The organism is Protofrankia sp. CiP1_Cm_nod1 (genome assembly GCF_920888515.1).
Lineage (GTDB): Bacteria > Actinomycetota > Actinomycetes > Frankiales > Frankiaceae > Protofrankia.
Genome location: NZ_CAKKTM010000009.1, coordinates 1 through 6,034, shown reverse-complemented (window position 1 = coordinate 6,034; position 6,034 = coordinate 1). Strand labels below are relative to the sequence as shown.

Sequence of the window (6,034 nt, the reverse complement as noted above, 5' to 3'; positions counted from 1 at the left end):
GGGCGGGATCGGCCGCCTCCCGGCCGGGGCCGGGTGAGCTCCCGGCCGTCGGGCCGCGGTCCCCCTGCCCGTGCGGCTCGGGGCGCCGCTACAAGGCGTGCCACGGCGTGCGGCGGCGCCCTGCGCCCGTCCTGCGGCCCTTCGCCGGCCGGGCCGATGAGCCGGATCTGGTGGCTCTGCGTGAGCTGGTGCCCAGCGCGACCGCCCCGCTGACGCTGGCCGCCGGTCACCTCCAGGAGCATCCCGAGCACGCCGGCCGTTCCATCGTGCTCAGCACGATGCTGCCGCAGGCCGTGCCTGCGCTCGTCCGGGACAACGGGGAGATCCTGCTGGCGATGCAGACCGGTACCGTCAGCGACGACGCGGGCGCGGACATCGCCCGGGCGTTGCTCGAGGCTCTCGACGCGGATCCCGGCACGCCGGTCATCCCGCGGCCCGCCCCGGCGGGAAGCGCGCGGGCGGACGGCGGCCGGGCCGCTCCGACCCTGGTGGACCTGCTGGATCCCGCGCCGCTGGACATCACCGTCCACGCCGGGTTCACCTGGTGGCTCCCGCCGTCGCAGGACGGTGGCAGCCCGGATCCACAGGTTGTGGCCCTGCTGGAGCGGGCGAACGCAGCCGTGGTCCCGACGGCCCGGCTGACCTCGGTGGACGCGGCCTACTGGTGCCGCCCGGGGGAGCGGGCGCATCTGCGCTGGGTCCAGCCGTACGACGAGGAGCCGCTGTTGGACGCTCTCACCCGGCTCGCGGCGGCCAATATTCTTACTGTGGGTGACGGATCCCGTTTTGTCGGTTCGCTCCGGGTGGACGGCCTGGTCGTTCCGGTGTGGGATCTGGCGCCGGACGCCGACGCGGCGAGCTGCGAGGAAGCAGCCGCTACGCTGCGCGATCAACTGGAAAGCGCGGTTGCCGACCGTACCCCGCTCACCCCGGCGGAACGCCGGGTACGCGCCGGTGTGGTCGGCCGGACCCTCACGCTGCGCTGATGCCGCCCGGCCCGCTCGACGACCTGCCCGGCTTGTCCGACGACCTTCCCGGCCCGTCCGACGACCTGCCCGGCTCGCTCGGTTCTCCCGGCGCGCCCAGTTCGTCCGGCCCGCCTGACCGGCCGGTGGTTGGCGAGGCCCGGCCGTCGACGGCACAGGACGGGCATGATCGCACCGCTACCGCTACCGCTACCGATCGGCTGGGGCCGGCCGGTGGCATGTTCGACGTGGTCGTCGTCGGTGCCGGTCCGGCGGGGGCCAGCGCCGCCCGCGCGGCGGCCCGGGCCGGTGCCACCGTGTGCCTGCTCGAACGCGCCGAGCTGCCCAGGTACAAGACCTGCGGCGGCGGCCTGGTCGGCCTGTCGATCGATCATGCCGGTATCGACCTGTCACGGCTGACCCGCGCGAGCGTCGACCAGCTCACGGTCGCACTCGACGGCCGGCTGGCGCGTACCCGCCGTCGGCCGGGCCGGCCGATGCTGTCCATGGTGATGCGCTCGGAGTTCGACCGGGCGCTGGTCGGGTCGGCTCACGCCGCCGGGGCGGTCATCCGGACCGGCGTCCACGTCACGGGAATACGCGAGCACGATGCCGTCGACGGCCACGGCATCGCGGCCGGCCGTGTCGTGGACGGTCATGTTCCGGACGGCCGGGTCGCGGTGACGGTACGCGGTGGCCCGGACGTCGCCGCGCGGGTGGTCATCGGCGCCGACGGCACGTCCGGGCGGGTCGGCACCTATGTCGGGGTCCGTCTCGACCAGGTCGACGTCGGTCTGGAGGGCGAGTTCCCGGTCGACGCCGCAGTGGCACGCCGCTGGGCCGGCCGGATGCTGATCGACCTGGGCCCGGTACCCGGCTCGTACGCCTGGCTGTTCCCGAAGGGTGAGATCCTCACCGTCGGTGTGATCGGCTCACGGGACGATGGCGGCGCCCTGCGCGCCTACTACGCCGACGTGGTGCGCAGGCTCGGCCTGGACGGGGTGACGCCGCTGCACGATTCCGGGCATCTCGCGCGGGTGCGGGCCGTGGGCTCGCCGCTGCGCCGTGGCCGGGTGCTGGTCGCCGGGGACGCGGCCGGCCTGCTCGACCCGTGGACGCGGGAGGGGATCTCCTTCGCGCTGCGTTCGGGGCGGCTGGCCGGGGAGGCGGCCGCGCGCGCCGCCGCCGGTGAGCCGAGCGCGCTGGGCGACTATCCCCGCCGGGTGGAGGCGGCCCTCGGCCCCGAGATGGACGCCGGTCGTGAGGTGCAGGCGGTCTTCGCCCGCCGTCCCGGCCTGTTGTACGCGTCCCTGGCCGTTGTCCCGGGCGGTTTCGGCCTGTTCGGACGGATGTTGGCGGGCCGTTCCACGGTGGCCAACCAGTTGCGCCGGCCCGGCGTCCGCGCGTTGACGGCGGCCATCACCCGCTGAACGCCCCAGGCAGCCCAGGGCACGTGCCGCGGGACGCCCCCGCGGCACGCCGCCGCATGCCGGACCGGAAGCTCGCGGATGGCCGCTGCCCGGCCGGCGCCGCGGGCCCGCCGGCCCCTACCGGATCCGCCCGACCAGCTCCACCGGTCGGGCGGGAGCCCTGGAAGCGGCCGGCGCCCCGGGTGCCCCGGACGCCTGGCCGGGTGTCTTCCGGCTTTCCAGGCCGAACCTCTCGGCGACCGCGCCGGCGATTTCCAGAAAGGCCTTCCTGGTCGCTTTCCGCATCTCTTCGAGGAGAATGTTCCCGCCGACGGCCAGGTGCGGGTCGTAAGGTACCCGGACAACCCGGCGGGTGCGGGCGGCGAAATGCTGTTCGAGCGCGTCCAGATCGACCGACTCCCGGTTCATCGGAAAGGTCGAGATGACCGTCACCGCGTTCTTCACCTGCGCGGTGTACCCGTGCGCGTCCAGCCAGTCCAGGGTGGCGCTGGCGGAGGAGCCGCCGTCCGCGCTGGAACTGCTCACGACCACCAGCGTGTCGGCGAGCTCCAGGATGGCGGGCATGGCGCTGTGCAGCATTCCGGTGCCACAGTCGGTCAGCAGGATCGAGTAGTACCGTTCCAGAATGCCGTCGACGGCCATATAGTCGGTGTCCGTGAACGCCTGGGACAGTTCCGGGGAATTGGCGGAGGCGAGTACCTCCAGCCGGCTGGCGGCCTGTGACAGATATCTGCGGACGTCCACGTAACGGCCCACCGAGCCGGCGTTGTCGAGCAGGTCCCGGACGGTGTTCTCGGATGCCCGCGGCACCTTGGCCCCGAGCGTTCCACGGTCGGGGTTCGCGTCGATCGCCACGATCCGGTCGCCGCGCAGGCTGGCCAGGGCCGAGCCCAGCCCCACCGTGGTGGTCGTCTTGCCGACGCCCCCCTTCAGGGACATCACCGCGATCCGGTGGCAGTCGTTCAGAGGAGCGCTGATGTGCTCGACCAGCAGGCGGTGGCGGGCCTCGTCGGCGGAGAGCCCCGGGTTGACCCTTCCGCCGGAGATTCTGCAGAGAACCCGGCGCCAGCCCCGGGTGGGGACAGCCGGCCGGGCCGGCAGCAGCGCGCTGGTCATGAGCCGGCCGGGCGTACCGTCCTGCGGCACCGGCCGCTGGGGTTCCCCGGGATTTCCCGCGGCGGCCGGGCCGAGTTTCGCCGCTGCCGCGCCCGGATCACCGCCGGGGGCTTCCCGGTTGTTCCGCTCCGCGGGTGCACCGGTCACCTGGAATTCGTTGTCGGGCGGCCGCCGGCTGTTTGTTCCCGCGAGTCCACCGGTCACATGAAAATTGCTGTCGGGTGGCCGCCGGTTGTTCTGCTGGCCGGCCACCGCCGGCCGGGGGGCGGGCGGCGGCGCCGGATATTCGCTGCTCGGATAAGGGCTGCCGGGGTACGGGAAAGCCGTTCCGGCCGGGCCGGGGAACGGCTGGCCGGGCCCGGGCCGGTGCCCGCCGCGCGGGCTGTCGCCGTCCGGGAACAGGGGATTCCCACCGGGGACGGTCGGGAACGGCGCGGTGGACGGGCCCACCGGCGGTTCCGCTGGCGGTGGCGGCGATACGGGTGCCGGGTGCTGCGTGGACGCCAGCGTGTGCGGCAGATGGTCCTGTTCCCGCGGCCCCCGTCCCTGGGTGCCCTGCTCCTGCCCTCGTTGGTCCTGCTCCGGGTGGTTCTGGCCGGGCGGCGGGCCGGCATGGTCGTGACCGGCGTCCGGCGGCTCGGGAGGGCGCCGGGCATCCCCGGGGCGTGCCTCGTGGCGGAGGGGGACAGCGCGTGTGCGACGGTCGCTCGACGGGTGCGGCGGCACGCTGATGAACGTGTCCTGGTCGAACAGCGGATCGTAGGTCGGCGGTTCGAACCAGGGCCGGCCGTTCGCGGCCGGCGCGTCCGAGGCCGCCGGGCCGGCCGGCCCGGCGGTGTTCGTGACAGTGCCCGCCGTGACGTCGTCCACCGCGGTGTACCTGTCCACCACGGCGAAACCGCCGGGTATGCCGTTCGGCACCGGCGGCGTACCCGGGCCGGAGGAGCGCCAGGACGAGGACGACCGGTAGGCCACCTCCGACCACGCGCTGGTGAGCGGGTCGAAGCCGCGTTCACCACCGGGTGGCGCGACGGGCGGCGGCGCCGCCCGCGGCGGTGACGGGGCCGGTGCTCCTGGCGGCCCTGGCGGCCCGGCAGCCTCGGCGCCGGGGGAGCCGTTCACACTGATGCGCGGCGGTGTGAGGCCGTTCATCGGCTGCGGATCCCCGGTGGCGCCGGCCCGTCGCCCGGCCTCCTGCCGTGGCTGCGCGGTGTACGAGATCTCCCTGGCGTACGAGGCCCCGTTCAGGGTCTCGTTGCCCGGCTCGACCGGATCCGGCGGCGGGCAGGAGCGGGACGATGACGGTGACATCGACTGTCACTCCCCCCGATCGGTTCGCGTCCACGGTGCACTACATCCAAATCCAACTACATTGACATATCAGCCTGTTCGGTTACCCGATCAGGGGCCGCGGATAGGCCTGGACGCCGGTGACACGCTCGCGGGAGTCCGTCCGGCTGGTCTCCTGCCGTCCCCACCAGCCGATGTGCGCCGGACACGGCTCAGGACGACATGTCGGTCCGCGCGTCACCGTCACCGGTGCCGGTGACGGTGACGTCCGCCGCGCCGCTCCCGCCCGTGGTATGGATCTTGCCCGTGGTACGGGTGCCGTCCGCGCTGGCGGTGCCGCCGCTGATGTTGGTGATACCCCTGATGCCGGTGTCATCACCGTCGCCGTGGCTGGCCGGGGGAAGGGACGCTCCGCCGGTGCCCAGTGCGGCCGCGGCCGCCGCCGCCAGGACCCAGCGGGCCGGCTGCCCCAGCCGGGCCGCGGCCCGCCGCACGTCGTCCCATTCGGGCTGGGCGGTGACGGCCCGGCCGCCGGCAAGCATGCCGATCTTCACGGCGACGGTCTCGCCGCCCACGTCCACGGTGCGGAAGGCCCGGTCCAGGGCCCGCTTGCGCACCGTTGTCTCGCGCAGGCCGAGGGTGGGAGTGTGCAGGAAGACCAGCCGTCGGACGGCGTCGGCGTGCGTCGCCCGGACAAGCACCGACAGGGTGTGCGCCGGCCGGCCCTTCTTCATCAGGATCGGCGTCAGCCAGACGTCGCGGGCGCCCGCCGCCAGGAGCACGGCCATGATCTCCGGCCAGGCGCGCGGGTCGAGGTCGTCGACGTTGGTCTCGATGAGCAGTTCGTCGACCGCGCCGGGGGTGCCCGTGCCGGGAGCCTCCGGGACGGCGGCATCCGGCACGGGACCGTCCGGCGCCTCCCGCGGCGCGAAGCTGTCCGGCGCCTGGGAGTCCTGGGAGTCCTGGGAGCCCAGGGAGCCCAGGGAGCCCAGGGGTGCGCGGGAAGGCGGAGTGCGGGGAAGGTGCGCGCGGACGCCGGCCATCGGGACCGGGACCGGCGGGCCTGGCCGCGGGGCGTGCCCCACGACCAGCCGGACGATGTTGGGCCGGTCCGGGATGTCACGCCGGCCGGCGCCGACCCCGACCGCCAGCACCCGCATCGGCGGGAGCGGGCCGGACGCGTCCGCGTGGGCCGCCACGAGCGCCGCCCCGGTCGGCGTGCACAGTTCCACG

General features: G+C 74.4%; 4 protein-coding genes. 2 read left to right on the top strand and 2 right to left on the bottom strand.

Annotation, left to right across the window (positions count from 1 at the left end):
• Positions 1-986 (top strand): DUF5926 family protein (locus tag NBX02_RS00705; protein WP_250289552.1); only part of this gene is annotated, 986 nt, incomplete at its 5' end.
• 218 nt (positions 987-1,204) lie between these two features.
• Positions 1,205-2,395 carry a geranylgeranyl reductase family protein gene (locus tag NBX02_RS00700; RefSeq protein ID WP_250289553.1) on the top strand — a complete coding sequence of 397 codons (1,191 nt, stop codon included), beginning with the start codon at positions 1,205-1,207 and terminating at the stop codon, positions 2,393-2,395.
• Between the two features lie 117 nt (positions 2,396-2,512).
• Here NBX02_RS00700 and NBX02_RS00695 read toward each other — a convergent pair whose 3' ends face one another.
• Together NBX02_RS00695 and larC are read right to left on the bottom strand one after the other, a co-directional pair.
• Positions 2,513-4,822, bottom strand: a complete 2,310-nt coding sequence (locus NBX02_RS00695; RefSeq protein WP_250289549.1) for a nucleotide-binding protein — start codon at positions 4,820-4,822, stop codon at positions 2,513-2,515.
• Between the two features lie 191 nt (positions 4,823-5,013).
• On the bottom strand, positions 5,014-6,034 hold a 1,021-nt coding region (gene larC / locus NBX02_RS00690), incomplete at its 5' end, for a nickel insertion protein (RefSeq protein WP_250289547.1).